This window comes from Shewanella sp. KCT, assembly GCF_007636505.1.
Taxonomy (GTDB): Bacteria; Pseudomonadota; Gammaproteobacteria; order Enterobacterales; family Shewanellaceae; genus Shewanella; species Shewanella halotolerans.
Genome location: NZ_LVDJ01000007.1, coordinates 115,074 through 140,116 on the forward strand (window position 1 = coordinate 115,074; position 25,043 = coordinate 140,116).

16 protein-coding genes and 1 riboswitch are annotated in these 25,043 nt (G+C 55.9%); of the genes, 9 read left to right on the plus strand and 7 right to left on the minus strand.

The features are described 5' to 3' along the window. Positions 1 to 66 precede the first annotated feature (66 nt). Positions 67 to 756 (plus strand): DNA-3-methyladenine glycosylase I, encoded by a 690-nt coding sequence (locus tag AYI87_RS11840; RefSeq protein WP_144202311.1) that lies wholly within the window; start codon positions 67 to 69, stop codon positions 754 to 756. 276 nt (positions 757 to 1,032) lie between these two features. Here the strand turns inward: AYI87_RS11840 and AYI87_RS11845 are convergent, their stop codons facing one another. Beyond that, on the minus strand, positions 1,033 to 1,788 hold the full coding sequence (locus tag AYI87_RS11845; protein ID WP_144202313.1) for a TorF family putative porin: 756 nt from the start codon (positions 1,786 to 1,788) through the stop codon (positions 1,033 to 1,035). 424 nt (positions 1,789 to 2,212) lie between these two features. Between AYI87_RS11845 and AYI87_RS11850 the strand changes: the two genes are divergently transcribed. The 3 genes from AYI87_RS11850 (at position 2,213) to AYI87_RS11860 (ending at position 8,495) form a co-directional block, all read left to right on the plus strand. Next, positions 2,213 to 3,373 (plus strand): efflux RND transporter periplasmic adaptor subunit, encoded by a 1,161-nt coding sequence (locus AYI87_RS11850; protein ID WP_144202315.1) that lies wholly within the window; start codon positions 2,213 to 2,215, stop codon positions 3,371 to 3,373. A gap of 9 nt (positions 3,374 to 3,382) precedes the next feature. Further along, complete coding sequence (locus AYI87_RS11855) at positions 3,383 to 6,532, plus strand: efflux RND transporter permease subunit (RefSeq protein ID WP_144202317.1); 3,150 nt, start codon at positions 3,383 to 3,385, stop codon at positions 6,530 to 6,532. A 178-nt stretch (positions 6,533 to 6,710) separates the two neighbouring features. After that, complete coding sequence (locus tag AYI87_RS11860) at positions 6,711 to 8,495, plus strand: M14 family metallopeptidase (protein ID WP_409928972.1); 1,785 nt, start codon at positions 6,711 to 6,713, stop codon at positions 8,493 to 8,495. Positions 8,496 to 8,552: 57 nt separating this feature from the next. On the opposite strand, the gene AYI87_RS11865 is transcribed toward AYI87_RS11860, so the two are convergent. Further along, complete coding sequence (locus AYI87_RS11865; RefSeq protein ID WP_186300611.1) at positions 8,553 to 9,344, minus strand: class I SAM-dependent methyltransferase; 792 nt, start codon at positions 9,342 to 9,344, stop codon at positions 8,553 to 8,555. A gap of 215 nt (positions 9,345 to 9,559) precedes the next feature. Between AYI87_RS11865 and AYI87_RS11870 the strand changes: the two genes are divergently transcribed. After that, entirely contained in the window at positions 9,560 to 10,330 is a 771-nt protein-coding gene (locus AYI87_RS11870; RefSeq protein ID WP_144202324.1) for a hypothetical protein, read from the plus strand. Positions 10,331 to 10,418: 88 nt separating this feature from the next. Here AYI87_RS11870 and AYI87_RS11875 read toward each other — a convergent pair whose 3' ends face one another. The 4 genes from AYI87_RS11875 to AYI87_RS11890 form a co-directional block, all read right to left on the minus strand. Next, entirely contained in the window at positions 10,419 to 11,240 is an 822-nt protein-coding gene (locus AYI87_RS11875; protein ID WP_186300612.1) for a phosphatase PAP2 family protein, read from the minus strand. A gap of 92 nt (positions 11,241 to 11,332) precedes the next feature. Then, the gene (locus AYI87_RS11880) at positions 11,333 to 12,151 is read right to left on the minus strand and encodes a phosphatase PAP2 family protein (protein ID WP_144202328.1); all 819 of its coding nucleotides are present in this window, start codon (positions 12,149 to 12,151) and stop codon (positions 11,333 to 11,335) included. 162 nt (positions 12,152 to 12,313) lie between these two features. Continuing rightward, on the minus strand, positions 12,314 to 12,694 hold the full coding sequence (locus AYI87_RS11885; protein ID WP_258406347.1) for a GIY-YIG nuclease family protein: 381 nt from the start codon (positions 12,692 to 12,694) through the stop codon (positions 12,314 to 12,316). After that, positions 12,609 to 14,669 (minus strand): S9 family peptidase, encoded by a 2,061-nt coding sequence (locus tag AYI87_RS11890; protein WP_144202330.1) that lies wholly within the window; start codon positions 14,667 to 14,669, stop codon positions 12,609 to 12,611. The genes AYI87_RS11885 and AYI87_RS11890 overlap by 86 nt, the downstream gene beginning before the upstream one ends. 139 nt (positions 14,670 to 14,808) lie before the next feature. Beyond that, a riboswitch (FMN riboswitch) is annotated at positions 14,809 to 15,008 on the plus strand. Positions 15,009 to 15,177: 169 nt separating this feature from the next. Here AYI87_RS11890 and ribB point away from each other — a divergent pair. Both ribB and AYI87_RS11900 read left to right on the plus strand, forming a co-directional pair. Further along, the gene (gene ribB / locus AYI87_RS11895) at positions 15,178 to 15,831 is read left to right on the plus strand and encodes a 3,4-dihydroxy-2-butanone-4-phosphate synthase (RefSeq protein ID WP_144202332.1); all 654 of its coding nucleotides are present in this window, start codon (positions 15,178 to 15,180) and stop codon (positions 15,829 to 15,831) included. A gap of 382 nt (positions 15,832 to 16,213) precedes the next feature. Beyond that, the gene (locus AYI87_RS11900; protein WP_260865134.1) at positions 16,214 to 19,429 is read left to right on the plus strand and encodes an EAL domain-containing protein; all 3,216 of its coding nucleotides are present in this window, start codon (positions 16,214 to 16,216) and stop codon (positions 19,427 to 19,429) included. A gap of 165 nt (positions 19,430 to 19,594) precedes the next feature. Here AYI87_RS11900 and ftnA read toward each other — a convergent pair whose 3' ends face one another. Continuing rightward, the gene (gene ftnA, locus AYI87_RS11905) at positions 19,595 to 20,119 is read right to left on the minus strand and encodes a non-heme ferritin (RefSeq protein ID WP_011863852.1); all 525 of its coding nucleotides are present in this window, start codon (positions 20,117 to 20,119) and stop codon (positions 19,595 to 19,597) included. Positions 20,120 to 20,647: 528 nt separating this feature from the next. Here ftnA and AYI87_RS11910 point away from each other — a divergent pair. Both AYI87_RS11910 and AYI87_RS11915 read left to right on the plus strand, forming a co-directional pair. Then, positions 20,648 to 23,854, plus strand: coding sequence for an efflux RND transporter permease subunit (locus tag AYI87_RS11910; RefSeq protein ID WP_144202336.1), 3,207 nt, complete (start codon positions 20,648 to 20,650; stop codon positions 23,852 to 23,854). Then, positions 23,851 to 24,921, plus strand: coding sequence for an efflux RND transporter periplasmic adaptor subunit (locus AYI87_RS11915; RefSeq protein WP_144202338.1), 1,071 nt, complete (start codon positions 23,851 to 23,853; stop codon positions 24,919 to 24,921). Before AYI87_RS11910 ends, AYI87_RS11915 begins: the two co-directional genes overlap by 4 nt. Positions 24,922 to 25,043: the final 122 nt, after the last annotated feature.

The following is a 25,043-nucleotide window of genomic DNA, read 5'->3' on the forward strand; positions in this document are numbered from 1 at the left end:
GGTGATCGACATGGCTGCATGGCACGTAATCTGTATTCAACAAGCATTTAAGGAGCTGCTTACACTATGGCGCGATTAGAATCGTTCGACAGTATTTACCAGCGCGCCTGTGAGCGCAAAGGTGGCGAAACAGGCTTGGCCGCTCGCCTGCCTGAGGTGTTATCCCAGGATCAGATTGCCGAGTATACGGATGCCGAGTTGCTGTCAGAGCTGAGTAAGAAGGTGTTTCAATCGGGATTTGTATGGCGCATCGTCGACAACAAGTGGCCGGCTTACGAGGCGGCCTTCTTCAACTTCGAGCCCCACAAGATCTTGATGCTATCGCCTGAGCAGATCCAGCAGCGTGCCAGCGACCCCGAGTTGATCCGCCACCTGAAGAAGACCATGGCGATTTATGACAATGCCCTGATGGTGCATGATTTTAAGCTCGCTCACGGCAGCTTTGCCAAGTTTATCGCTCGGTGGCCCAGCGATAATATCGTGGGACTCTGGGCCGAGTTGAAACGCCTGGGCTGCCGACTGGGTGGCAATACCGGCCCCTATTTTCTGCGCACCATAGGCAAAGATACCTTTCTGCTGACCGAAGATATCAAGGGATATTTTCAGGCTCACAAACTGATCGATGCCGGTTTTACCTCTAAACGTGGCCTGACCCAGGTGCAGGAGGTATTCAATGAATGGCAGGGGCAGTCGGGCCGCTCTCTGGCGGAGATCAGCCGTATCCTCGCCTGTGGCGTGGGTGATAACCGGATATAACCTAGCTCCGTCTAAACACCGGGGATAAGCATTCTGACCCCCATGGATGGGGGGAATGCCAAAAAATGTTAGGAACATCAGAGGCCATGGACACCGGGAATATCTTTGGCCGTATACAAATCCCCTCTATGCTCATCCCTGAGCACCGGGGATATTTTTGGCCTTGTACAAATCCCCTCCATGCTCATCCCTGAGCACCGGGGATAAGTATATCCCTATACAAAAAAGCCAGCCCGAGGGCTGGCAAAGACGTGCAGAGATTGGAAACTGCTGTGCTTAGAAACTCTTGCTGACGCCGATAACGACTCGGTCATCAAAAATCTTAGTTTGTGTACCGTAAACCTTGTGGCTCTCATCCACTGTGCTGCCGTGGTATCTGAGATCGAAACTCAGGCCGGCAAAGGTTTTGCTGACACCCAGGTTCCAGTGGCCCCAGCCTTCGGCGCCGTTACCGTCTAGATCTTGATAGCCGACGCTGGCAGACAGGTTAATGCCATTGTCGAACTGGTAGCTTGGATGGATGGCGTAGTTCACGCCTTGCCAGCCATCGACACCAAACCAGTCATCGACGGTCGGGGTCACTTCCAGTTGCAGCTTGGTGCGGCCGAACTGCTTACCTACCTTGAGCCATAACTCTGTGTAGTTAGAGTATGAGGCGCCCGGGTAGAGGTAGGAGAAGAGCATGACATCATAGGTGATACCAGAATCGCCGAAGGTGCCCGCCTTACCTATGTAGGGTGCGGTGACGATTTCAAGATTTGGATCGGCAAACTTGATGTTGGAGGCATATACACCGCCGTACCAACCCTGATCGTTTCCCCATCCCAGTGTGCCTTGCACGACAGGGACATCGCCATCCATGGTTTCTGATTCACCACGAAAGACATAGTCTGAGGCAAAGGTCAGCTTGCCTGTGATATTGCCGCCTAAGACTTGGGTGTCTTGCGCTTCGGCCATGACGCCACTTGTGGCTAACAGGCTGCCAAGGAGTATCGAGCATTTTAACTGGGTTAAGGTCTTCATCATCTTCATCTCATCTAGCTGTTGTTTGGCTGATGAGGCGACTATAGGCGCAAGATGTGAATGGCCTTGTCGGCACAGATGAACTGATCAAATAAAGATGTGAACAATTATGAATAGGTCTAAATTAACCTCATGTTTCCTATGGTGTTAGTTTTCATCATGCCTAAATGACAGGGATCACATTTTAGACACAAAAAACGCTAAAATAGGGTGGAAATACGCAATTTTTAACTGTTTTTTAACAAGAAAACATGATTAAAAATAAAAATTTGCATTAACTTACAATATCTCTGCCCACATCTTCTTGTTGACCTCGGCTAGGTGTGAGATAAATAGTTTCTAAATCTTTTTTTAATTTTGCTTCCTCAAGATACCCCATAGCGCCTTACCCGTGCATGGGTGTTTTTTGTTGCGGCTTTGATTAGGAGTTCTCATGCGGCAAATAGTAAAAATTGCCTCGTTAGTTAGTGTGGCGTTATGGATAACAGGTTGTGGCCAGGACGAGAACCAAGGTCATTCGGCAGCAGCCCCAAGAAGCATGGAGGTTGGGGTGGTTCAGGTTGTCGAGCAGCCCCAGGCTATTCAGGTTGAGCTACCGGGTCGCAGCAAGGCATATCTTGAGGCCGAGGTGCGTCCTCAGGTGTCGGGTATCATCACCGAGCGCGGCTTCGTCGAGGGTGGTGAGGTAACCGAAGGCCAATCTCTCTATCAGATCGATTCATCGACCTATAAGGCGGCGCTGGTCAGTGCCGAAGCCGATCTGGCCCGTGCCAATGCCAGCCTGGTGTCTGCCAAGGCCAAGGCGGCCAGATATAAGGCCTTGATCAAGACTGATGCCATCAGCCAACAAGATTTCGACGAGGCGGATGCCCTCTACAAAGAGGCGCTGGCTAACGTGACTGTGGCCAAGGCGGCGATTAACACGGCTAAGATTAACCTGGAATACACTCAGGTGAAGGCGCCTATCTCGGGCCGTATCGGTAAATCTTCCGTGACTGCCGGTGCCCTGGTGACAGCGAATCAGAGCGCCGCACTGGCGACGATTCAACAGCTGGATCCTATCAACGTCGATATCGCCCAATCCAGTGCTCAGCTGCTACGTCTCAAGGCCAAGCTTAAGCAGGGACAACTGCAGGCGGCTGACAATGCCGATGTACGTCTGATCCTGGAAGATGGCACGGAATATGAGCACATGGGGTCTCTCAGATTCGCCGAGGTGAGTGTCGATGAAAACACTGGCTCGGTAACCCTAAGGGCTGAATTTCCTAACCCGGATGGTGTCTTGCTACCTGGCATGTATGTGCGCGCCGTATTGAACGCGGGTACAGATCCTAAGGCGATTCTGGTACCGCAGAAGGCGGTTACCCGTAATACCAAGGGTCAGGCCGTTGCCATGGTGATTGGCGCCGAGAGCAAGGTTGAGCCAAGAGTCGTGACGACCGCCGAGGTGATCGATCATCAGTGGCGCATCACCAGCGGCTTGAAGGCTGGCGATCAGCTGATTGTCGAGGGATTACAGAAGATACGTCCGGGCGCCCCTGTGGTGGGTAAACCACTCAGCGAGATGCAATCAGACAAGCAACCACAGAAGTAAGGTAAAGTTATGGCTCGTTTTTTCATCGATCGCCCTATCTTTGCCTGGGTGATTGCAATTATTGTTATGTTGGCCGGGGTGCTCTCTATCATGAAGCTTCCCGTGTCGCAGTACCCGAGTATTGCGCCGCCGACCGTGGTGATTAACGCCATCTATCCGGGTGCGTCTGCCAAGACCATGGAAGACACTGTGACCCAGGTGATCGAGCAGCGCATGACGGGTATCGACCATCTGCGTTACATCTCGTCTACCAGTGACAGCTTTGGTAACGCGCAGATCACCCTGACGTTCAATGCCGAGGCCGATCCCGATATCGCCCAGGTCCAGGTGCAGAACAAGTTGCAACTGGCGATGCCTCTGCTACCGCAAGAGGTGCAGGCGCAAGGGGTTAAGGTCAACAAATCCAGCTCGGGTTTCTTGATGGTATTGGGCTTCGTGTCCCAGGATGGCTCGCTGGAGAAAAATGATATCTCCGACTATGTGGGATCTAACATCTTAGACCCTATGAGCCGCGTGCCCGGTGTGGGTGAGATCCAGCTGTTCGGTGCCCAGTACGCCATGCGTATATGGCTAGACCCGCTTAAGCTGACCCAATACAACCTCACCAGCCTGGACATCATGGCCTCGATTCGTGAGCAGAACGCTCAGGTATCAGCGGGTCAATTAGGTGGTGCACCCTCTATCGCGGGTCAGGAACTCAACGCCACGGTAACGGCTCAGAGTCGTCTACAGACCGCCGAAGAGTTTAGAAAGATCATCATCAAGTCCGATCCGTCGGGCGCTAAGGTTTACCTGGAAGATGTGGCCCGAGTCGAACTGGGGTCGGAAAGCTATTCGGTAGAGTCCTTCTATAACGGCCGTCCGGCTGCCGGTCTGGCGATCAAGCTGGCTACGGGGGCTAACGCCCTGGCGACCGCCGAGCGCGTGCGTGAGAAGGTCGATGAGATGAAGCCCTTCTTCCCGCAAGGGCTGGAAGTGGTTTATCCCTATGACACCACCCCCTTCGTTGAGAAATCGATCGAGGGCGTAGTGCATACCCTGCTGGAAGCCGTGGTACTGGTGTTTGTGATCATGTACCTCTTCCTGCAGAACTTCCGTGCGACCCTGATCCCGACCATCGCGGTACCTGTGGTACTGCTGGGGACCTTCGCCATCCTGTCGGCTACCGGCTTCTCGATCAACACCCTGACCATGTTCGCCATGGTATTGGCCATCGGTCTGCTGGTGGATGACGCCATCGTGGTGGTAGAGAACGTCGAACGTGTGATGTCCGAAGACGGCTTGAGCCCGATAGAGGCCACCAAGAAGTCGATGGACCAGATCACCGGCGCCCTGGTGGGTATCGGTCTGACCCTGTCGGCGGTATTCGTGCCTATGGCATTCATGTCGGGTTCGACCGGTGTGATCTATCGTCAGTTCTCCGTGACTATCGTATCGGCCATGGCGCTTTCTGTGCTGGTGGCGATCATCCTGACGCCGGCCCTATGTGCCACCATGCTGAAGCCGATTGCCAAGGGCCACCATGCGGTCGAGACGGGTTTCTTCGGTTGGTTTAACCGCACCTTCGACAAGATGACCTCGCGTTATGAGGCTGGCGTGGCAGCGATGATCAAGCGCGCTGGTCGCGTCATGTTGATCTACGTGGCCCTGACGGTAGCCGTGGGTTGGATCTTCATGCGCATGCCGACCGCCTTCTTGCCGGACGAAGACCAGGGTATCTTGTTTACTCAGGCGATCCTGCCGACTAACTCGACCCAAGAGACGACCAAGAAGGTGATGAGCAAGATCTCCGACTTCTATCTCAACGAGACGGGCGACAGCGTCAAGTCGGTATTTAGCGTATCTGGCTTCAGCTTCGCCGGTAGTGGTCAAAACATGGGTCTGGCCTTCGTTGGCATGAAAGACTGGTCTGAGCGCACCGGCCCGGGTCAAGACGTTAAATCGGTCGCCGGACGTGCCATGGGCATGTTCATGCAGATGAAGGAAGCCTTCGTGTTTGCCTTCGTACCGCCTGCGGTGATCGAGCTGGGTACGGCAAACGGTTTCGATTTCTATCTGCAAGACAGAAATGGCCAAGGCCATGAGAAGCTGCTCGAGGCCCGTAACATGCTGCTGGGCATGGCGTCGCAAAATCCTAACCTGGTGGGCGTGCGTCCAAACGGTCAGGAAGATGCGCCTATGTATCGCATCCATATCGACCACGCCAAGCTTCGCGCACTGAGTATCGATATCGACGCGGTCAACAGCGTGCTCGGTACTGCCTGGGGTGGTAGCTATGTGAACGACTTCATCGACCGTGGTCGTGTGAAGAAGGTCTATGTACAGGGTGATGCCCAGTACCGTATGCAGCCGGAAGACCTCGATACCTGGTATGTGCGTAACAGCCAGGGTGAGATGGTACCTTTCTCGGCCTTCGCCACAGGTACTTGGGAATATGGTTCGCCGCGTCTAGAGCGTTTCAACGGTCTGCCTGCGATGAACATCCAGGGCGGTACGGCACAAGGTTATAGTACGGGTGCGGCAATGGCCGACATCGAGGCCATGGTGGCCAAGCTACCGCCAGGATTCGGCGTCGAGTGGAACGGCCTGTCATACGAGGAACGTCTCTCGGGTAACCAGGCGCCGGCGCTTTATGCCCTGTCTATCATGGTGGTCTTCCTGGTATTGGCGGCCCTGTATGAGAGCTGGTCTGTGCCGTTCGCGGTGATCTTGGTGGTACCACTGGGGATCATCGGCGCCTTGCTGGCGATGAATGGTCGTGGCCTGCCTAACGACGTGTTCTTCCAGGTGGGTCTGTTGACTACCGTAGGTCTGGCGACCAAGAACGCCATCCTGATCGTCGAATTCGCCAAAGAGTTCTACGAGAAGGGCGCGGGTCTGGTGGAAGCGACCCTGCACGCGGTGCGTGTGCGTCTGCGTCCAATTCTGATGACCTCGTTGGCCTTCGGTCTGGGTGTTGTGCCGCTGGCCATCAGCTCGGGCGTAGGTTCGGGCAGCCAGAACGCAATCGGTACCGGCGTATTGGGCGGCATGATGAGTTCGACCTTCCTGGGGATCTTCTTTATCCCTATCTTCTTCGTGATTGTGGAGCGTATCTTCAGTAAGCGCGAGAAGAAGGGCGCCGAAACTCAGGTCGCCGACTCGACACCACAAGAATAGGCATTAGCCATTTCGTCAAAAAGCCCGGTAATAACCGGGCTTTTTATTGCCTAACATATTGCACTTGCTGGTTATTTATTGAAAGATAATCGGCTAATAATAAGCCGTTAGGTAACTTAAGATGTCCCTATATTCTCGCGCTACGCTCCTCTGTCTCGCCGCCTTCGGCGCATCCGCCATGGCGGAGACCAGCGGCCCTCTACCGGCCCAAGTCTCGTTAAATAAGACTTATATCAATGATGCCATCTTGCCGCCGAGCATTACCTGGCACGGCGCCAGCGAAGCCTTGTTGCGCGCGGCAGATGATCCCTGGGCGACCCCCTTCGAGCAGGGCGGTCTCAAGTCCAGCCCCAGCTATGACGATACCTTCGCCTGGCTGGATAAGTTGCTCGCCACCAGCGACAAGCTCCGCAAGGTTTCCTTGGGTAAGAGTCCTCAGGGGCGAGATATCTGGATGATAGTGGCGAGCCAGGAGGGGGCAGCGACCCCCGATGAACTCCAGGCCAATGGTAAGCCAACACTCTTGGTGCAGGCGGGGATCCACTCGGGCGAGATAGATGGCAAGGATGCGGGCATGATGTTGCTGCGCGACATGGTCATGGGAGACAAGCAGGCGCTGTTAACCGGTGCGAACCTCCTCTTCGTGCCTATCTTCAGCGTCGATGCCCACGAGCGCAGCGGCCAGTTTAACCGGGTCAACCAGAGGGGCCCGGTGGAGATGGGCTGGCGTACCACGGCCAATAATCTCAACCTTAATCGCGACTATGCCAAGGCAGATACCCTGGAGATGCAGCATATGTTGGCGGCAATTAATCGCTGGCAGCCGGATCTCTATATCGATGTGCATGTCACCGACGGCATAGATTATCAATATGATGTCACCTTCGGCTATAACCTGGCTCAGGGACTGAGTCCCGCCAGCTATCGCTGGCTCAACGACAAGTATCGTCCCAAAGTCGAGCAGGCGCTCAGCGCGCAGGGACATGTGCCCGGCCCCTTGGTGTTTGCCATCGATAATCGCGACCTGAGCCAGGGGCTCTCCCTGTGGAACGCCAGCCCACGCTACTCTAACGGTTATGGCGATGCCCGCCATCTGCCGACCATATTGATCGAGAATCATAGCCTCAAGCCCTTCAAGCAGCGAGTGCTTGGCACCTATGTGATGCTGGCCTCGACCCTGGAGGTGCTGGGCGAGCAGGGCACGGCGCTGCGCAGCGCCATCAAGCAGGACAGCTATCGCTACAGCGACCGCATCACACTGACCTGGCAGTCGGAGACCCAGCCTAAGGGATGGGACTTCAAGGGGATAGACTATCGCCTGGAGCAGAGCCCCATCAGCGGCGAGACGGTAGTGCGTTGGACCGGCGAGCCCAAGCTGTATGAGAACCTGCCCGTGATAGGTAAGACTCGCGCCGACATCAAGGTGAATCGTCCCAAGGCCTACTATGTTCCGCCTCAGTGGCAGGAGGTGATCGAGCGTTTAAGCATTCATGGCATACGCATGACGCGTCTGGAGCAGCCCAAGACTTTGACCCTGACGCAATATCGATTCGGTGAGCCCGCGTTCGACGCCAAGGACTATGAGGGACGCCAGCGGGTCTCTGCCCCTGTGTCGAGCCATAAGGCTAAGGTGGCGCTGCCGGCGGGCACGGTGAAGATCAGCACACAGCAACCCCTTGGCGATCTGGCTATCCTCTTGCTGGAGGCACAGTCGCCCGACTCGCTGCTGCAGTGGGGCTTCTTTAATCCTATCTTTACCCGCACCGAATATATCGAGCACTACGCGGTAGAGCCGCTGGCGGTCAAGATGCTCAAGGAGGACGCGTCCCTAGCGGCCGAGTTTGAGGCGGCGCTCAAGGATCCTGAATTTGCTAAGGATGCCGAGGCGAGACTGCGCTGGTTCTACGAGCGTAGCCCCTATTTTGATAAGCAGTACAGGGTCTATCCCGTGCTCAGAGACTAAACAAAAAAAGCAGGCCTGGCCTGCTTTTTTTATGTTGGTTTATCCCTGAGAGAAGGATTACTCAGGTTTACGGGCCGACAGGCTGTAGACCATAGGGATCGGCTTGCCCTGATGCAGCTGATAATACCTGGGCCTGTCGCTGGTCAGTCCCAGGCTCTCTCCCGTTACCAGATTGTCGAAGGCATCATAGGGGCTGAAGGGATACTCCTGAATCGCCTCCACCTTGAGTCCGGCTTGGATGAGCGCCCCTATCACATCGGCCAGGGAGTGGGGCCAGGTCACCATGGTGTGTTTGGTGTCACTGGCGTTTTCCGTATAGGTGCCTTCCTCCTCAACATCCGGCTCCTGCTGGGCAAAATAACTGTAACCCTCCATCATTGCCTGCACGGGATGAAACTCCACCATATAAAATTCACCACCGGGTAGCAGCGACTCATAAATCAACTCTGCCCAAGGGATTAAATCTGGCAGCCAGCAGAGGGCGCCATAGGAGGTGTAGACCATATCGAATCGCCGCTGCAGCTGCGCGCCCACTTGGTAGAGATCGCTGCAGATAAAGTCGGCCTTAAGGTCGCAGGCCTCGGCCAGTCGCTTGGCATGATGGATGGCAGTATCGGAGAGATCCACGCCAGTAACCTCGGCGCCCAGGCGAGCCAGGGAGAGGGTGTCCAGGCCGAAATGGCATTGCAGGTGCAGCAGGCTTTTTCCCTTTACCTCCAGGTCGGCTAGCTCTATCTCCTGCAGCGAGCTGTTGCCGGCGAGAAAGCCGTCCACATCGTAAAAGCTGGAGTCCAGGTGTTCTAGGGTCCTGTGATTCCAGGCCGTTCGATTTAGGGTCAGATAATCCACCGCGCGCCTCATAAGTTGATGAAGTATTTCACTAAATAGTAACTAATTCCACGAATCGGGTGGCGGCATCGCCATCCAAAAATCGGTTAAGCATGATAATAACATAGCAAAAACAATTAGATAACTTGTTGGCATATTATCTGCTTAGTTGGGCTATCTAAGCCGCCCCATCGAGGCGGTACAAACGACTTTAACAGAGATTAAGGAAGGTGTTTATGTTGGCTCGTGTAATGACTATGGCGACCGCACTGGTATTTGGCCTTACTGGATGCATAGTAAATGTAAATAGTGCGGGAAGGGACGATTTCGACTATCACAAACAGACGCAGCTGACGCTGGATGCTCAGTCGCTGGAGACACTGGTCGCCGATACCGGCGCCGGTAGCCTGAAGATAGTGGGCGACGCCTCGGTTGAGCAGATCACCCTGGATGCCGACATTTATGGTTTTGATGGCGCCGAGCCCGAACTGACCCTGACTCGTTCGGGTAACAAGGCCAAGCTGGTCGCCAACTTCGATGCCTTTCACCGGGCCAGTTTCTCAAATGGTAAGTCGCCCTACATAGATCTGCTGGTGAAGGTGCCTGCTGGAATCAAACTGGATATCCATGATGGCTCAGGCAGCATTGTCATTCGCGGCGTGCAGGCGGATATGGAGATCGAAGATGGCTCGGGTGCCATAGAGATAGATGGCGGCCAAAAGCTCACCATAGATGATGGCTCGGGCAGCATTACCCTCACCAATGTGGCGGGCGATATCCAGGTTAAGGATGGCTCAGGCAGCCTGACCATAGCCTCGGTACAAGGAGATGTGGAGATTGACGACGGCTCGGGCGCCATAGAGGTTAGAGGCGTTCAGGGTAAGGTCACCATAGACGATGGCTCAGGCGGCATCCGCGTGGTGGACACCCAGGGGCTTCACATCATAGATGCGGGCTCAGGTAACCTTAGCTTCGACAATATTCAGGGCCAGGTCAGCATAGACTAAGGCCAGGACTTCCCGGCGCAGAGGCTAATCTCGGGGTCGCACGAACCTAGGGATTAGCCGATGCCCACCCCATTAAGACTCTAAAGGTTTAGGCTCTGACCCACTTACGCGGCGTGAGCGGCTGGCGAGACTGCAGATATTGGCGAAGCACCAGCACGCCGGCTAGCAGCAGGAGTCCCCAACGAAGGCCAATGATCTGCCAGGCCATCTGCGAAGAGGTCTCCTTGTACTGGCACACCACCAGCGTTAGCAGTAAGACGCCCACCAGAATTTTCCAGTGCCTTGATGACAGACGTACCAGGGGAACATAGGAGGCGACATAGGCGCAGCTGAGCCCCAACAGCGCGCCCGCCAGCGTGTCTACCGGCCAATGAGCACCCACCAAGATGCGTGACAGCGCTACCATGCCAGCTCCCATCAACAGGGCCCATTTACTCTTCTTATCCTGCATCACCATCAGCAAGGTGCCGGCGAACAGGAAGGCGCTGGTGCTATGGCCTGAGGGAAAGCTGTGATGCAAACGCGTCTCGCCGACGATATAGAGAAAATCCAGGGTTGCCGCCGGTCTGGGGGCATCGAAATACTGTTTTAGCAGCGGGACCAAGATCATCGACAGCAGGCTGGCGGTCAATACCCGCGGCATCAGCTCGGGGCGACGCAGCAGACAGATGAGCACTATAGTGCCTAGGGTGCTGCCGTGGCCGAGATCGGTTATCCCCAGCTGCAGCCACTGGGGCAGGCTAGGTGAGAGGCCGTTGATGGCGCGAAAGAGGTTCAGGTTGAGATCCTGATTCAGGCAGAGCAGCGCCAGCAAGCTGACCAGTAGGATCAGCGTGCCGTAGCGGCTGCGATCTGTGGTCATCGTCAGGGTGGTTTCTCTGGTGGTCTGAGCCTGGGTCAGTCTGAACATGGCGCACCTCTTCATCTTAGGAGCCTCCAGTGTAGGCACCTAAGTGTGAAGAAAGCGTGAATGTTGGTGAAAGTCTTACGCCTTTTGGGCTGTTAACCTTGAAACGCCAGCCAACGTCTTACCCTGTGCATGGCGCCATATTCACGCCAGATCAACAGGGCGGCCGTGGCAATTAGGCCCCATCTGAGCATGAGGATCGGCCAGATGAGATCTTTGTCGAAGCTCTTATCCAGCTCGCTCACCACCAACACACACCAGAGGAAGGCCAAGATGAGCGCCTTGTGGAACTGGGTGAGCTTGACCAGGGGGCAATGGGCCGCCGCATAGGCGCAGAAGAGGCCGACGAAGGCGCCCATGATCACGTCCTCTGGCCAGTGCGCGCCGACGACAATGCGAGACAGTCCCACCAGGCTGGCGAAAGTGATTGCCAGGCATTTTATCTGGGTCTGCCGATAGGCGAAGAAGAGGGTGCCGGCAAACAGGAAGGCGGTGGCGGTATGGCCCGAAGGAAAACTGTGTTTCAGGCGGATCTCACCGACAATATTCAGTGTCTCTAATATTACAGCCGGACGAGGCGCATCGAAGGTCTGCTTCAGCAAGGGCACCAAGATCAGCGACAGCACGCTGGCGATGACAACCCTGAGTAGGAGTTCGGGCCGTTTCACCAGACAGCAGAGAGTGATCACCCCGAGGGTGATGCCATCGCCTAGGTCTGTGATCAGCAGGAGGAGATCGGCAGGGGCGTAGGCCGCAATGCCGTTAAAGAATCTAAACAGGGATAGATTGACTGCCGAGTTCAGCACCAAGAGGTGCAGACAGAGCAGAAGCAAGAGTAACCCAATAAAGCCGCGTCCCTGGTACTTGTCTTGCGCAGGCATTCCCGTTGCCTTTGCTTGTCGTTGTAAATTCATAGTCTTTCCACATAAACGCGCCCGCCTAAGATAGTGGTTTGTTATGGGTAAGTAAAGACGTTTAACCTGAGGTAAATCTTGGGTTTACATCTTGTTGAGCCAGGCCTGTTTGGTTTGTTCTGGCCTTAGCCTATGATTTACGGCTGCTTTCCCCTGTAATTTTTAGGGACATTCATCATTTGCATCAAAGTGTATTAGGGCGACTTTTTGCGTTTTTGTGAGCCTTTTCACGGCGATTTCCCGCTTCAGGGCATCCGAGCGGCTGCCAACCCGCTCGCGATAGACCAGGGTCAGCGGCCCCTTACCCCTGAGATACTTGGCCGTCTTGGGGCCATTGTCGCTATGTTCCTTGAAGCGGCGGTCGATATCTGTGGTGATCCCCGTATAGAGGTGACCGTTGGCGCAGCGGATCATGTAGAGGCTCCAGGTGGTGCAAGCTAACTTCTCCTGGGTCATCTTAGGCGAGTCCCAGCAGGCCGAGGAAGAAGGCGTACTCTTCGGCCGTGTCCTCAAAGTGGCGATAGCGACCGCTCTTGCCGCCATGGCCCGCCTCCATGTCGATATGAAACAGCAACAGATGATCGTCTTGTTTATATTCTCTAAGTTTCGCCACCCACTTGGCGGGCTCGAAATATTGCACCTGAGAGTCGTGCAGGCCTGTGGTGACCAGCAGGTGCGGGTAGGCCTGGCGACAGATGTTGTCATAGGGGGAATAGCTCAGCATGTAGTGGTAAGCCTCGGCCTGATTCGGGTTACCCCACTCATCATACTCGTTGGTGGTCAGGGGCAGCGACTCGTCGAGCATGGTGGTGACGATATCGACGAAGGGCACGTGGGCCGCCACGGCCAGATAATGCTGCGGCGCCTGATTGATCACCGCGCCCATCAGGAGGCCACCGGCGCTGCCGCCACTGGCAACCACCTTATCCCGGGCGCAGTAGCCTAGCTCCACCAGGGCGAGGGTGACGTCGATAAAGTCGTTGAAGCTGTTTTGCTTGTGCATCAGGCGGCCGGCGTCGTACCAGGGACGCCCCAGCATCTCGCCCCCCCGCACGTGGGCGACCGCATAGACTACGCCGCGATCCAACAGGCTGAGGATGGCGCTGTCGAAGTCAGGTTCTATGGTGTAGCCGTAGGCGCCATAGCCATATTGATACAAGGGGTTGCTGCCGTCCTGGCGGAACTTGTCCTTGCGATACACCAGGGTCACGGGCACCTTGGCGCCGTCTCTGGCGTCGATGAAGAGCCGCTCTGTCTGGTAGTGTTGGCTATCGAAGCCGCCGAGTACCCGCTCCTGTTTCAGCAGGCGTCTCGGGCTGGCCTGGGTGAGATCCACCAGGTAGATGGACTCGGGCGTCGATGGGCTGGCGTAGTAGATGCGCAGATGATGGCTATCTTGAGTCGGGTTAACATCCAGACCCACCACGTAGGCGGCATCGTCGAAGTCGAGTTCATATTCCGTGGCGCCGTTGAGGGGCATGATGCGGATCTGGCTCAGCCCCTGCTGGCGATACTGCACCACAAGATAGTCTTTTAACACCAGCAGATCTTCCAGGCGGCGCGACTCATCTGCGGGGATGACTTCCTGCCAGCTGCGCTTATCGGCGAAGCTCGACTCTACTGCCTTCATCAGACGGAAGTTTACCGCCTGCCAGTTGGTGAGTATGTAATACTCCTCACCGCGCTTAGCTACCGAGTATTCGTGTCCCGGCTCCCGTGGAAGCAGTGGCGTAAAGCATGCCTCTGGTTGGTTGGCATCTAAGGTGGACACCTCGCTGGTGAGCGTACTCTCGTGGGTGAGCAGGATGCGCGATTCATCCAGGCTCTTGCCGATCGTCAGGTAGAAGCTGTCGTCCGCCTCCTGATACACCAGGCGGTCATTGGCCTGGGGATCACCCAAGCGGTGGCAATAGACGCGGTCGCCCAGCAGGGTTTGAGGATCCTTGGCGATATAGAAGAGGTGCTGGTTATCCTTGGCCCAGACGATCTCGCCATCCGTGTCGCTAAGGCTGTCGCTGAGCCATTCACCCGTGTCCAGGCGCTTTATGCTGATGTGATAGAGGCGCCGACTCAGGGTATCTTCGCTGATGGCCAGCAGCGTCTCGTCCGGGCTGACGCTCAGCCCGCCCATGCTATAAAACTCCTTACCCTGGGCGCGCTCGTTGGCATCGAGCAATAGCTGCTCCTCACCCTCAAGCTCGTGTTTGCGGCCAAACAGCGGGTACTCCTGCTCTCCCTGATAGCGCTTGTAGTACCAGTGTTGGTGCCAGCGATAGGGGACACTCGACTCATCCTTGTCGATTCGGCCGATAAGCTCCTGAAACAGCGTCTGCTGTAGTGGTTCGAAGGGGGCAAAACAGGCCTTGTGATAGGCGTTTTCTGCCTCCAGATGAGCCAGTACCTCGGGGGATTGGCGCTCATCATCTCTCAGCCAATGATAGTCATCGATACGCTCATTGCCGTGATGTTTGAGAGGGTGGGCTTGTTTGCGTGCGACCGGGGGCGTTATCCCTGACATTGGATTGACCTTATTCTGAGCCGAAAGTGAGCGGGTACTGGAGCAAGAGCTTAGGTGATCTGGCTTATATTTGTCACCCCTAGCGCTTGTACTTTGATGGTTTTAGGGGCACCATAGCGGCGCTTTCCATCAAAGGAGAGTACATTCTCAGGGCGGGGTGAGACTCCCCACCGGCGGTGATCATCCTATGGGATGTCAGCCCGCGAGCGCCTATTTGCATCTAGGTATTAGTTTGCAGCTAGGGTCAGCAGATCTGGTGAAGTGTGCAACAAGCCATCTATTCCAGAGCCGACGGTAATGAGCACCTAGTGCACTAAGTCCGGATGAAAGAGAATATAAGATAGCGTGACCGCGAGAAGATGAGCCTAGCCTCACGCTTTTCTCGTGCCTGCACACCTCTTATTCGGCGAGCCTGGATATCTTTTTCAAAGAGACCCCAAGGCGCGTCATTTTCTGCATGCCCTGATTCTGGAAAAACCATTTTATTAGTCTTACTAAGGATTTAACCATGAATCAGTCTCTACTTTCTCCCTTTGGCGATGCCATCACTCGTGTCGAAGCAGCCCTCACCGCGCTTAGAGCCGGTCAAGGTGTGTTGGTGGTCGACGATGAAGATCGCGAAAACGAAGGGGATCTTATCTATAGCGCAGAACACCTGACCCAAGCGCAGATGGCGCTGCTGATCCGCGAATGTAGCGGTATCGTCTGTCTCTGTCTCACCGACGAGCGGGTGAAGCAGCTGGAGCTACCGCCCATGGTGGAAGACAACTCCAGCCAATACGGTACCGCCTTTACCGTGAGTATCGAAGCTAAGGTGGGGGTAACCACAGGTGTGTCGGCGGCCGATCGCGTGACCACCATCAAGGCCGCCATCGCCGATGATGCCAAGCCTAGCGACCTGGCGCGTCCCGGCCATGTTTATCCGCTGCGCGCGCAGCCCGGCGGCGTGTTGACCCGTCGCGGCCATACCGAGGGCACCATAGATCTGATGAAGCTCGCGGGGCTTAAGCCGGCGGGCGTGCTGTGCGAAGTGACCAATGTCGACGGCACCATGGCGCGTTTGCCCGAGATCATCGCCTTCGGCGAGCAGCATCAGATGCCTGTGCTCACCATCGAAGATATCGTCTGCTATCGCAAGTCATTACTGGAAAAGGCGAGCTAACCCAAATGCGTTAGCGCAAATCAGTTAACCTATACGAGTTAATTGATTTGTCATATTAAACTAAATAATTAACCTTAAATTGGCTATTTGTTTAGTATAGTCCGACAAAAAGGCCGATCTCATCGGCCTTTTTTTGTGTCAACCCCTGTGCCTGCCTTAGTCATCTTGCGCCGAATGCCTTCCTGAAAAATCTTCTCGCCAATTTAAATGTTAATAAAAAATAAAGGCTTATCTAATAATTCACCATGAAAGCGTTAATTTCGTGACCTAGATTAGACTTTGGTGAAATAGGTATGACGGCGGGGGTTAGGCTATGTTACTACTCTCAGACCCTAAATTCCTCGCGTCTGCTTTTGTGATAATCGAGCAAGGAGCGCTTAAGATGTCATCTATGCTGAACCGGTATAGTCTGAGCCAGAAATTAATCTTGCTGGCGACTATCCCCATGTTGCTGCTGCTGATCTTCGGCAGCTTGCGCATGCTCGATCTGATCGAGCGCCAGCAGACGGCCCAGCGCAATGCCCTAGGGGTGATGATCACAGAGCAGACCCAGAAGCTCATCTTCGCCCTGCAGAATGAGCGCGGCCTGTCGGCCGGTTTTGTCGCCAGCCAGGGCAAGCGATTCGAGCGGCGGCTACAAACCCAGCGGCGTCAGACAGACAAGGTATTGCAGGAACTGCTGGATGCCCCCAATATCGCCAACCTACACCTCTCTCTCAGCGAGATAGACAGGCCCAGCGTCAACCTGCAACAGAGTGTCGACACTATTCATGCCCTGGGGGCTCGCCTCAAGCAGGTGCGCCGGGCGATAGATAGTCGCGGTGAAGGAAGCGGCTTCAACTTTTACAGCGAGTTTACTCAGCACCTCTTGGTGCTCATCTCCCAGATTCAGTCCCAGGTACAGAACACCTTGCTCGCCAAGGCCTACAACGACCTTATCCATATGCTCAAGCTACAGGAGTTGGCGGGCAAAGATCGCGACTTGCTCAATCGTCTGCTGGCTGCCGACAGCCTAGATCATCAGGCTTATCTCGCCCAATACTCGATGCAGGATGACCTGCTGGACGCCTTTCACGAAATGCTCTCGACCACTTCAGCGGCGGATCTTGCCCTGATCAAGGAGACCCTAGATAACGAGGCGACCCAGGAGCTGCTGCTGATGAAAGGGCGGGTGAAGGCGCAGGTAAATCTTATTCTGCTGGCCAATCGCCTCAGGGAGAGGCTGGGGTATGGCGGCTTGATCGATCACTATCAGGATTACCTGCTCTCTGGCGAAGAGACCAACATCATATTGTTCGAGGAGGACTGCCTGGCCATACTGGGGCTGCTGCAACAGGCCCAGAAGCTGCCCCATGTGACCTCACCACAGCGCGAGGCGCTGGCCCAGATAGATAATACCGTGGAGCAGTATCGTCAGGCGGTGGATGCCCAGCGTCAGCACAGGCTATCCGGTCATGCCGGACCCTTGCCACAAGAGGAGCGCTCCATCATAGCCGATCAGGCCATGTTGGCGGCCCTGTCTCAGCTGCAACACCAACACCCGGCGGTGGCCAGCGAGGCCTGGTGGGGGCTGGCCACTGAGGCCCTGGGGCAGATGAATCAGGCGAGCCTGACCCTGAGCAATAACATAGCTAACTTGGTACAACGTCAGGGGCGTGAGGCGCTCAGTTTCCTGGTGTTAGGCATCATGGCGGCCATCTGTAACTTTCTGTTTTTGATTGTCTTGGGTCGCCTCATAGTCAATAACCTGGTGACCCGTATCGGCACCATAGCCTCCTTGATGCAGCGCATGGCCCAGAATACTCAGCTGCAGCTGTCTGTGCCGGTGGATGGGCGAGACGAGGTGGCCAAGATGGCGATGGCCCTCAACGCCATGTTGAGCGAGCGGCAGGAGGCCAACCGTGAACTCTCCCTGGCATCGGCGGTGTTTGAATATTGCGCCGAAGGGATAGTGGTTACCGACAAGGACAACCTGATCGAGGCGGTAAACCCCGCCTTTACCCAGATCACCGGCTATACCCTGGAGGAGGTGAAGGGGCGCAGCCCGGCTATCCTCAATTCCCATCAGCAACCCCACCACTTCTATGAGCAGATGTGGCAGTCGCTCAAGCAATACGGCAAGTGGCAGGGAGAGATCTGGAACAAGCGTAAGAACGGCCAGATCTATCCCGAATACCTGGCCATTACTGTGGTGAAGGATGACAAGGGGCGGGTGGTGCAACATATCGGCCTCTTCCTGGATATCAGTAACCGTAAGAAGTACGAGCAGGATATCTGGTACAAATCCAACTACGACGCCCTGACTAACCTGCCTAATCGTCAGCTCTATACCTCGCGCCTGTCGCAAATGTTGCAACTGGCAGAGCAGCGTTGCTGCTCTGTGGCCGTACTCTTCATCGATCTGGACAGGTTTAAATATATCAACGACATCTATGGTCATGCGGTAGGCGATGAGCTGTTGCAGGTGGCGGCCGCCAGGCTGGAAGCTCTGCTGGAACAGCATGACTTTGTCGCCCGTCTCAGTGGCGACGAGTTTGTGGTGGTCATGGGGCACACCAAGCATCAGGGTGAGATAGAGCAGCGGGCGCAGCAGATCTTGCAGCACCTGTCGTCGCCTTTCGGCATCAATCGCAACGAGCTGCTGATTTCCGCCAGTGTCGGCATCAGCTGTTACCCCAGCAACGGCACTAGTGTCGAGGTGCTGACCCGTAACGCCGAGACCGCCATGTATCAGGCGAAGCAAGATGGCCGTAACTGCTTCGGCTACTTCTCTCCCGACATGAACAACAACATGCTGGCACGTATCACCCTGGAGCAGTCGCTGCGCAGCGCCGTGCTGCAACACGAGTTCTGTCTGCATTATCAGCCGATTGTCGATACCAGTAACGGCGAAGGGGTCGCCCTGGAGGCCTTGCTGCGTTGGCGTCATCCTCAGCGAGGCCTGGTGCCTCCGGATGAGTTTATCCCCATCGCCGAGGAGACTGGGCTTATCGAGCCTATCGGCGAGTGGGTGATCCAGCAGGCGCTGCGTGATCTACGCCAGTGCCATAGCCAGGGGATAATGATCAACATGGCGATCAACGTCTCTGGTCGTCAGCTGGCCCACGGCGATCCCAGCCATTTCGCCTGCATGCTCAACGGCTTGCTGCAGAAATATGATGTAGCGCCCCAATATGTCCACATAGAGATCACCGAATCGATTCTGATGGCCGACACCGAGCTGTCGCTTAAGGCGCTGACGGCGATTCGTCACCTAGGGGTGGAGATCTACTTGGATGATTTCGGCACAGGCTACTCCTCCCTCAGTTATTTGAAGCAGTTTCCCATCTCGGTGATCAAGATAGACAAGAGTTTCGTCGACAACATGTTGGAAGACAGGGCGGATGCCAACCTGATCAAGGCGATCATCACCATGGGGCAGAGCCTGGATATGCGCCTGGTGGCCGAAGGGGTGGAGAGCGAGCCGCAGCGCAGCTTCCTACAGGGATTAGGCTGTGACTTCGTGCAGGGCTATCTTGTGGCCAAGCCTATGCCGCTCAAGGAGCTCGAGCCCTTGCTGCGTCGTATCGTCAGGGAAAAACCGACCTCATTGCTTTGACTGCTCAACTCAATCGCTGCCGATAGCCAGATTGCTTAGAAACGGTTTGGGAGAGGTGCTCGAGTATTAGGCTTGAGACAAAGCTTATTGGGCGAGTGCCTTTGCAGAGAGTATTTACGGAACGCTTAGCGGAGAAAAGGCGGGGCGCCATGCCCCGCATCTGGCTTATTCGCCGACGGTCATCACGCTGGCAGACTCCTGCTGAGCCATCTGCGCCAGATCTTTATCGACGAAGAAGAGCGCCTTACCATCTTCGCCCACCAGACGGATCTTATCGACGATAGACTTGAACAGCTTCTCCTCTTCGTGCTGCTCAGACACATACCATTGCAGGAAGTTGAAGGTCGAGTAGTCCTGATTGGTAAAGGCGGTGTGGGCCAGGGCGTTGATCTTGCTGGTGATCATCTGCTCGTGCTCATAGGTGTATTCGAACAGGGCCAGTAGCGAATCGAACTGTGATTGCGGCGCCTCGATTGCCCCCAGCAGCGGCATGCCGCCAGTTTCGCTCACATAGGTAAACAGACGATGCATGTGCTGCATCTCCTCTTCGGCGTGAGCACGCATAAATTTCGCGGCACCCTCAAAGCCCTTGTCTTCACACCAGGCGCTCATCTGTAGGTAGAGGTTAGAGGAGAAGAACTCCACATTAATTTGCGCGTTCAACTGATCTATCATCGTTTGTGCCAGCATAGTTACTTCCTTAAATTAAGTCATTTCTTGGTGCTAGGGCCTGTTCACCTTTCAGGTTTAATTTTTGTTCTATCTAAACGCGTTTTGCTCGAGGCGAGAGCAATGAAGCATAGTTGCACTATGTAAATTGCGAACAACATAGGGCAGGGCGCGTTTAGATGAACCCTTTGGGCAGTGTTTGTAGGCCATTTCTACTGCGTTATCGCCTGTTTGTGTAGAACCACTACACAAACAGGCTCTGCCTTGTATCAATCACCTTCAAACTGCTGCAAAAACAAACAGGAAAGGTCAATAGGCCCTATTTATTGTGTTTAACCCCCCAGTGAATTGCAACCATCTTTACTTAACTCAATGTTTTTAAATGCAAATAATTATCGTTAATGGCCTGTTGGGGTGCATTCATGTCTGCTTGTTACATTTGCTAACCAAATCAGGCGGATTTATTAACATTTTGTCTCTAGGCTTTAGGGTCAAGAAACTAAGCTCATAACCCCGGCCGGGTCTGACGTGCCTGGGGTGGGACAATCGATGAACCTCACCAAATTAAGCACCAATAACCCTGCCGGTACCCTAGTGGCCCTATTGCTGATCGCCATATTCGGCGTGTTAGCCATAGGCAAGCTGCCGATACAGCTACTGCCGGACATTCAACGGCCACAGATCTCCGTCTTCAACAACTGGCGCTCGGCGGCGCCCCAGGAGATGGAATCCAACATCATCGAGCCTCAGGAAAATGTGCTGCGCCAGGTACCTGGCGTTGTTGAGATGACCTCAAATATCTCCCAGGGCTTTGGTGGTATCACACTGACCTTCGAGGTGGGCAGCGACATGCAGGCGGGGATGATCAATGTGATCAACGCGCTCAACCAGACGCCCCCAAGGCCGCTGGATGCCAACGAGCCCTTCATCAATGTCGGCGGTGGTAACGGCGCGCCCAACCTGGCCTCCCTACTGATCCGTATGGCGCCGGACAATCCGGCCACCGACTTTGCCCAGTATCAGAAGCTGATCGACGATGTGGTGGAGCCCAGACTGAGGCTGATCTCTGGGGTGGGGTCGGTGCAACTGCAGAGTCGCCTGCCGAAAGAGTTACATATCGAGTTCGACCCCTATCGCGCCGCGGCGCTGGGGATCACTCTGGATCAACTGCGCAGCACACTGTCGCGGGCGGCGGATATTTCGGGCGGCACTGCTAACGTGGGGCGTCGCCAATATACGGTACGTTTCATCGGCCAATACACACCAGAAAACCTAGGTAATCTCATCGTCACCTATAACGAGGGGCGCCCCATCTACCTCAACGAGCTGGCGGATGTGGCGGTTTCTACCGCAGAAGTGCAGGGTTTTACCAAGCGTAATGGCTATCCTGCCTACTATATGACGATAGAAGGCACCTTCGATGCCAATACGGTTAAGGTGCTCGATGGCGTCAACGAGGCGATTGCCGAGCTCAATCAGGGGCCGCTTAAGGAGGCGGGGTTGGTGTTGGATCTCTCCTTCGACGCCTCTGTGCATATCAAGCGGGCCATCTGGTTGGTGAAGGGCAACCTGGCGATCGGTGTCGTGCTGGCGCTGGTGATCCTCTACGCCTTCCTGCGTAGCTTCCGTGCGACCCTGATGATCGCCTCGACTATCCCCGTCGCCCTGCTGATCGCCTTCTTCTTCCTCGAGATGATGGGGCGCACCCTGAACGTGATCTCCCTGGCGGGCCTGGCCTTTGCCGTGGGACTGGTGTTGGATGCGGCTATCATAGTGCAGGAAAATATCGTGCGCATCTTGCAGCAGGGGACACCGATCCGCGAGGCCATCGCCAAGGGCACAGATCAGGTCAAGGGCGCCTTGTTGGCCTCCACCGCCACAACGGTCGCCATCTTCCTGCCGATCCTGTTTATGCCCGGGGTGGAAGGCCAGCTGTTTTCTGATTTGGCGCTCACCCTGTCGGTGGCCGTGGTCTCCTCCTTTATCAGTGCCATCACCCTGATCCCGGTATTTAGCCTGTTGTGGCTCAAGCTCTCGCCCCAGGATGATGGCCAGCAGAGCGGCCGCCTGTGGCTCAAGCTCTCGCCCCAGGATGATGGCCAGCAGAGCGGCCGCCTGTGGCTCAAGCTCTCGCCCCAGGATGATGGCCAGCAGAGCGGCCGCCTGTGGCGCTGGATATCGGCAACCGTGCAGCGCCTCACCGGCGACACTAAACGCGCCGTCTTCTGGTGTGTCACCCTGATACTGGGAGCCGCCATGCTGACGGCGGTCCTGATGCCGAGACCCGACTTTCTGCCCCAGGCGCGCTCGGACGGCATATTCGCCTTCTTCGCCCTGCCGCCGGGCGCCAACGTCAAGACGCTGGAGAAGGAGGTGGGCGATGTGATCATAGAACGCCTCAAGCCATACTATGACAAGGAGAAACAGCCCTATATCAAGGGATATAACTTCTCCATGTACAGTGCCTTCAACGTGCTCTTCATCTATCCCGAAGACCCGTCCCAGGCCGATGCCATGATAGAGCTGCTCAACAAGGAGATCTTGGTGGGCCTGCCCGATACCCAGGCCTTTACCAACCGCGGCTCCCTGCTGCAGTTTGGCTTTAACGGCGGCCGGGCGATCAATATCGACCTCCAGGGGGCCGACATGGAGGCCCTGATGGAGACGGCAGGCAAGGGCATGGGACTGATCCAAGAGGCGCTGCCCGGCGCCGTGGTTAGGCCGATTCCAGGCCTCTCCATGGCACAACCTGAGCTGCAGCTGATCCCCAACGAGCGCCGCTTGGCCCAGGCGGGTGTCGACCGGATTCAGATAGCCAACGCCATTCGAGCCTACACCTCTGGCTTGTTTGTGGGTGAGTATTTCGATGGTAACGAACGTATGGACGTGCTGCTCAAGGGGCCCAAGTGGCAGGTGCCCGAGCAACTATCGGCGACTCCTGTCTATACCCAGGCCGCCGGTATTCAGACCATAGGCGAGCTGGCGACCCTCAAGCGAACTGTGGGGCCAACCCAGCTGCAGCGAGTCAACGGCAAGCGCAGCGTCAGCCTGTTGATCTTCCCGCCAGCGGATATGTCTTTGGATGAGGCGCTGGAGAAACTCAACGAGTCGACGGTGCCGACCCTGAGAGCCAGCTTGCCGGAAAACAGCTCACTCGGGTATCGTGGCAGCGCCGACAAGCTCGACAGCACCATCAAGGATATGGGCGCCAACTTCGCCCTGGCCGTGGTGATCCTCTTCCTGCTGATGGCCGCCATGTTTAAGTCGGCCAAGGATAGCCTGCTGGTCTTGCTCTCTATGCCGCTGGCGATCTGTGGCGGTGTGGTCAGCCTGCGGCTGCTAAACTTGTTTAGTTTCCAGAGCCTGGATCTGCTGACCATGATAGGTTTCATCATCTTGTTGGGGCTGGTGGTCAATAACGCCATCTTGCTGGTGGATCAGACCCGCCAGAGTTATCGGGAGACGCCGGATATCGACCAGGCTATCGCTCAGGCCGTGGCGACCCGCGCCCGCCCTGTGTATATGAGTACCCTGACCTCCATCTTTGGCATGCTACCTCTGATGCTGGTGCCGGGTGTCGGCAGCGAGATCTATCGCGGCCTGGCGGCGGTTATCGTCGGCGGCATGACCTTTAGCGCCTTGTTTACCCTTATTTTGATGCCCAGCCTGTTGCGTCTGACCCATAGGTTGAGCCCAGTTACCAAAAGGGTGGCCGACGAGCCCGCCCTCGCATCCACTACAGGAGTGAAGTCATGAGATCCTTAATTGCCGCTGTGCTGGCGCTCTCTCTAATCGGCCCCATGAGCTGGGCCCAGGGCGAGGCGCCCGAGCGTCTGGTGCAGGTGGTTCAGGTTGAGAACCGTGCCCTGTCGCCCAAGATCATGGTGATAGGATCTGTGCACTCCCGTAACTATGCCGAGCTGACCGCGGGTATCGAGGGCAAGCTTGAGTGGGTGATCGAGGCGGGTACGCTAGTGAAGGCGGGTGAGGTGGTCGCCCGCATCGAGAAGACTCGTCTCGAGCTGCAGAAGGCTCAGCAGGAGGCGCAGATAGAGTATGAGACGGTAGGCCTGTCGCGGCTTAATCGCGAGCTGAAGCGTCTGCAGAAGCTGATGGCCAACAAGAACGCCTCGGAGACCGAGTTGGATAAGGCGCGCTCGGATCGCGACCTGGCCGCCGCTAACCTTAAGTTGGCGCAGATCAAACTCGAGATGATCCTCGATGATATTGCCCGCACCCAGGTGAAGGCGCCCTTTGCCGGCATCATCACGGCGCGTCAGCGTCAGGCGGGCGAGGATATCAGCCGCGCCGAGTCTATCGTCGCCATCACAGACCCGGACAACCTGGAGATCCGCCTGCATGCACCGCTCAAGCACAGTCGCCGGGTAAAGGTGGGGGATGAACTGCGGGTCTATCATGGCCTGGGGGAGTTCTCTGCCAAGATCCGCAGCCTGATCCCTGTGTCTGATGTGCGCTCCCAGACCTTCGAGGCCCGTATCGACCTACCGCTCGAGCGGCAGGATATGCTCAATGTCGGCGAGCTGGTCTCCCTGGCACTGCCTATTGCTCCTAAACAGTTGACCACCTTAGTGCCCCGCGACGCCGTGGTGCTGCGCTCCGCCGGTGCCTTCGTGTTTAAGATAGACCAGAGCAACAAGGCGGTGAGGGTGGCCGTGGAGCTGGGCGATGGTGAAGGGGAGTGGATTGCCGTCAAGGGTGAGCTCAGCGACAGCGACCAGGTAGTGATTCGCGGCGCCGAGACGCTGCAAGATGGCCAGCAGGTGAAGGTGCAGGCCAATAGCCTGGAGTTGAGCGCCGGTTAATCTATACCTTTGGAGATAGTCGAGCCGACATCCGCCCCGCTGGTGTCGGCTTTTTGGTTGAATCTCGGCGGATTGCGGCCAAAAACTGCCGTCGAGATCATAGTCTTCTGGTTTCAGCATGG

What these genes read in the sequence shown, in the direction of transcription:
- AYI87_RS11840 (WP_144202311.1), top strand. Translation starts at nt 67, where the DNA reads ATGGCGCGATTAGAATCGTTCGACAGTATTTACCAGCGCGCCTGTGAG.
- AYI87_RS11845 (WP_144202313.1), bottom strand. Translation starts at nt 1,788, where the DNA reads ATGAAGATGATGAAGACCTTAACCCAGTTAAAATGCTCGATACTCCTT.
- AYI87_RS11850 (WP_144202315.1), top strand. Translation starts at nt 2,213, where the DNA reads ATGCGGCAAATAGTAAAAATTGCCTCGTTAGTTAGTGTGGCGTTATGG.
- AYI87_RS11855 (WP_144202317.1), top strand. Translation starts at nt 3,383, where the DNA reads ATGGCTCGTTTTTTCATCGATCGCCCTATCTTTGCCTGGGTGATTGCA.
- AYI87_RS11860 (WP_409928972.1), top strand. Translation starts at nt 6,711, where the DNA reads ATGGCGGAGACCAGCGGCCCTCTACCGGCCCAAGTCTCGTTAAATAAG.
- AYI87_RS11870 (WP_144202324.1), top strand. Translation starts at nt 9,560, where the DNA reads ATGTTGGCTCGTGTAATGACTATGGCGACCGCACTGGTATTTGGCCTT.
- AYI87_RS11875 (WP_186300612.1), bottom strand. Translation starts at nt 11,240, where the DNA reads ATGTTCAGACTGACCCAGGCTCAGACCACCAGAGAAACCACCCTGACG.
- AYI87_RS11880 (WP_144202328.1), bottom strand. Translation starts at nt 12,151, where the DNA reads ATGAATTTACAACGACAAGCAAAGGCAACGGGAATGCCTGCGCAAGAC.
- AYI87_RS11885 (WP_258406347.1), bottom strand. Translation starts at nt 12,694, where the DNA reads ATGGCGGCAAGAGCGGTCGCTATCGCCACTTTGAGGACACGGCCGAAG.
- AYI87_RS11890 (WP_144202330.1), bottom strand. Translation starts at nt 14,669, where the DNA reads ATGTCAGGGATAACGCCCCCGGTCGCACGCAAACAAGCCCACCCTCTC.
- ribB (WP_144202332.1), top strand. Translation starts at nt 15,178, where the DNA reads ATGAATCAGTCTCTACTTTCTCCCTTTGGCGATGCCATCACTCGTGTC.
- AYI87_RS11900 (WP_260865134.1), top strand. Translation starts at nt 16,214, where the DNA reads ATGTCATCTATGCTGAACCGGTATAGTCTGAGCCAGAAATTAATCTTG.
- ftnA (WP_011863852.1), bottom strand. Translation starts at nt 20,119, where the DNA reads ATGCTGGCACAAACGATGATAGATCAGTTGAACGCGCAAATTAATGTG.
- AYI87_RS11910 (WP_144202336.1), top strand. Translation starts at nt 20,648, where the DNA reads ATGAACCTCACCAAATTAAGCACCAATAACCCTGCCGGTACCCTAGTG.
- AYI87_RS11915 (WP_144202338.1), top strand. Translation starts at nt 23,851, where the DNA reads ATGAGATCCTTAATTGCCGCTGTGCTGGCGCTCTCTCTAATCGGCCCC.